Below are 3,975 nucleotides of genomic sequence, written 5' to 3' on the forward strand. Positions count from 1 at the left end.
GGTAGCACCCAGGTAATCTGAACCGGCGCCGACAAAGCGCAGCCGCGGTACCCGGCTACCCGGAAAGGCCGCCAGCTGCCGGGCACTGTTCACCCGCAAATCGTTCAGCACGCCGACGTTTCCGGCATTGGGGATCTCACCCAACCAGGCCGCCAGCGCCAGCCGTAACGTCCAGTCAATGAGGCCGGAGCCGCTGGCGACATTTACCGCTAAATCAGCCAGTTCAGAGCCGCCACCGGCACCGGCAAAGTCAAAGGTGGCGACAATATTAAGCGGCTGCAGGCCGGCATTTTGCAACCACAGTGCCTGGTTATCAATCAGATAACGGGTGACTAAATCTCCGGTTGAATGCGATACAAAAATACAGCCGTTAGCACAGGTACCATTGCGTGACATTTGCTGCAGTTTCGGCCAGACATAATCACTGGCAATTCTGCCGGCTACCCGTTCGTGCGCTGGCCAGTCTATCCGGACATCGGCCCGATCGCGCCAGTAAGCTTGCCAGTAAGCGGCACCATCGCTGCTGACTTCACTGGCATTGGGCCGGCTCGCCAACTGGTCGGGCTGTAACCCATGCACCAGCACAACCGGATAACCACCCACGGCAGCACTGAGCTTAAAGCTAACCGCTAAGCTGCCGAGCAAGGCAGCACCGAGCAGCGTTGTTATTTTTTTCATTACAGATCCTCGTCTTTAATTTTTTTTATTAGTTGAGACTGGTAATGCTGTCCTGACTCAGTGAACAAAAATAGAACAGCAACGCCTGATTGCAAACAGTATTTTTCTAAACTAACAGGGCCAGAACGGTCTGCTTGCCACTATGGTGTTTTAATAAGCGGCAAACCCCAGAACCGGCAGCTCAGTGGCATAGTATTATCAGGCGCTGGACCATTAACAGAGGATTTGGCAATGCTGACTGTTGTTTAAAGTGATTACTCAAACTATTTTTTCCCGCCAATAAAAAACGCAGCCGAAGCTGCGTTTTGCAAAGAACTCCACAGTTACTGGGTTTTCATCTGTCGATGAAACTCAGCCAGATCGCTAATAACCTGCTGACCTTCAATATCAGCAAATGGCTGCTGACTAAAACCGGTACCGCGCATTTGCACCGATATCCGCGCTGCCTCATTATTTAACAGTGTTTGCTGGTAAAAGGTTTTAATGTCATCCAGCGTCAGCTTTTCTACTTCAGCAATCAGTTTTTGCTTACTGTCAAAATTAAATTTCTCCTGATACCAGTCACTTATCAGCGGCGCCATCTCTTCCTGCAGATTTTTTGGCGGCTCTTTTAAACTGACCAGCAGGCTTTGTTTTAACTGCTCAAAGTCTTCGTTATTGAGTTGTTGCAGGCTCTGCCAGTATTGCTGTTTAAATTCGTCAAACCGTTGCTGCATCGCAGAGACCGATTTGACCGGGGTCTGAATATATAAACCAAAGCCGGTGTAGTCCTCAATGCTGACTGCTGCGCCACCTACTGCATAGGCTAACTGTTCTTCAGTACGCAGGATGTCAAAGGCTTTATTGGAAAAATGGCTTTGTAACAGCCGGCCGCGGGCCAGTTGTTTAACTGACGGGTCCGGATGAATATGCATGTCGACCAGCGCAACATCGGCTACCACTAAATCCTGTTGCATACTGATTATCTGACCCGGTGCCGGCTGCCATACCGGGCTGCGGGTGTAAGGTACTGTGCTCCGGTTAGCTGGCAATACCGCGGCAACGGTATTAACCAGCTGTGCCACGTCAGCCTGATTGTAATTACCAAAGGCAAAAATCCGTACCTGATGCCTGGCCAGTATTTGCTGCATAAACAGTTGCAAATCTGCTGGCGTTAACTGCTCGGCACTGGCGATTAATTGCTCGTTATTGTAATTGCCGCCCCGGTACAGGCTGTTAAATGCCATAAAGGCCTGCTGAAACGGAAAGCGCCGCTCTAAATTGCGAATGCCACGGACATAACGGTCTACCGCCTGGCTGAAACGCTCAGCGGTGACTTCAGGGGTCAGACCGGCCAGCGCTTGCAGTAACAGTTGCGGTTGCTTATCAGTGAAGCCGCCCAGACTGAGTACCAAACCATTACTGTCATTCAGCGATAAATCCATGCCCGCCACCGACGCTTCAGTCGCCAGCACACTTTGCTCGAGGTTATATAAATCCTGCCACAGGGCAAACATCACTTTTGCTCTGATATCCTGGATCGCGGCAGGGCTGTTAAGGTAGATATTTAAACGGCCACGAGGCTGGCTGGCAAATTCCTGACTGGGATATAGCCAGGCTTTGATGCCTTTATCTTCGACCACCAATTCTGGTTTTTCGACCTGGGTCGGCGAGCGCAACTCAAAATCTTCGGGCAATAACCGGTTTACTGCCGGTAAGTTAGTCACGACAGGGCTTTGCTGCCAGCTGGCAATTTCTTCAGCACTGATGTCGGAGATCTTATAGCGGCCATCATAAAAATGCAGTTCGCTGTCAAACGGTTCCTGCTGACTGATATACCATACCCGTAAGCTTTCGGGTGTCAGCTGCTGCAGTACGCTGTTAATGGCATCAGCATCGAACTTCTCGTAATGATAGGCCGCATTAACCGCGTGCTGCGCCGGTACAAACTGCATGGCATGAGCCAGATTAGAGACATATCCGAAACCGTCGGTTTTCTCCAGAAAACGGAAACGGTTCGCCAGACTGGTCTGGATCTCTTTGAAATATTTACTGTCTACGCCTTGCTGTTTAATCAGCTGCAGATATTGCATCACGGTCGCGATAATCGCTTCGCGTTGCGCCATGCCTGCATCAGTTAAGTTAATATCTATGGTCAGACTGCCGTAGTTGCCATAAGCACTGGGATTGGCACTGGCTGATAACGACGAAATTAAACCGAGCGCTTTGAGTTGCTGTGCCGGCGAGCCAGGCATTTCCGAGCCCAGCAGATAGGTGATAAATTCATTAGGTTTAACGGCAAATTGGTCACTGTTGTTAGTGATGGTAAAGTCCAGCCTTAGCTGCTTAACATCTTCATTCGGCACATAATGCACTCTTTTTGCACCAAAATTCTGGTAGTTAAGCTTAGCCTCAACGGCTGGCCTGGCAATCTCTTTATTTTCTATGCCGGCAAAATGTTTACGGGCTAACAATTCCATTTCAGCCAGGGGTAAATTGCTAAGCAAGGCGAGCTTCATGGTATTGGCAGAATAATACTGCTGATAAAACTTAACCGTTTCGGCATGCAGGTTACTGTTTTCTTTATCGCTTAGGGTTTCCAGGTTACCAATCAGAAAACGGTTAGCCGGATGTTCTCCAAACATACTGCGGGCCAGCTTAAACTGACCAAAAAAATCCATTTCCCGGCGCATCGACCACTCAGCATTAACGGCATTACGTTCTTTCTCAGTGTATTCAGGCAACAATAATGGGGCTTTGAAAAAATCAGAAAAACGATCCAGTGCTTCATCATAAGACGGATTATTTATCTGAAACATATAGTTGGTAATGTCCAGCCAGGTGTAAGCATTGGCTGCGCCGCCATTTTGTGCCATAAAGCCGTTGTAGGAAGCCGGATCGGGATAGCGCTCGGTTCCCATAAATAATAAGTGTTCCAAATAATGCGCCATACCTTGCTGAGTCATCGGGTCTTGCAGTAAGCCTACCCCAACACTTAATGAAGCTGCTGATTTCTCAGTTGTTGGATCTGACACCAGCATCACTTCCAGTTTATTGGGCAGCACCAGCGTTTTATACTGACGTTGATCGTTCGGGCTAATCAGTACTTCGCCGGCAACCTGTTGCTGTTGCCGCTGCTCCGTGGTTACAGCAGTGCGCTCGGTAGCGCAGCCCGTTAGTACGGCCAGTGCTACCGCACTGATAACAAAAAACTTTTTCATTCGGATACCTGTTATTAATCGTTTTATCGGGGGTAATTGTGAAATTTTGTAGTACTCAATGTAATAAATAACGTACTGAACAGGCAAGCGAAGTTAC

At 49.0% G+C, this 3,975-nt stretch carries 1 protein-coding gene and 1 pseudogene; both read right to left on the reverse strand.

Going from position 1 to position 3,975, the window contains the following annotated elements; translation table 11 throughout:
• Nucleotides 1–678, reverse strand: a pseudogene (locus R3177_RS13605) (hypothetical protein); the annotation flags it as partial.
• A gap of 323 nt (nucleotides 679–1,001) precedes the next feature.
• On the reverse strand, nucleotides 1,002–3,878 hold the full coding sequence (locus R3177_RS13610) for an insulinase family protein (protein WP_318971564.1): 2,877 nt from the start codon (nucleotides 3,876–3,878) through the stop codon (nucleotides 1,002–1,004).
• Nucleotides 3,879–3,975: the final 97 nt, after the last annotated feature.

Origin of the sequence: Arsukibacterium sp., from assembly GCF_033722355.1 — a bacterium.
Lineage (GTDB): Bacteria > Pseudomonadota > Gammaproteobacteria > Enterobacterales > Alteromonadaceae > Alishewanella.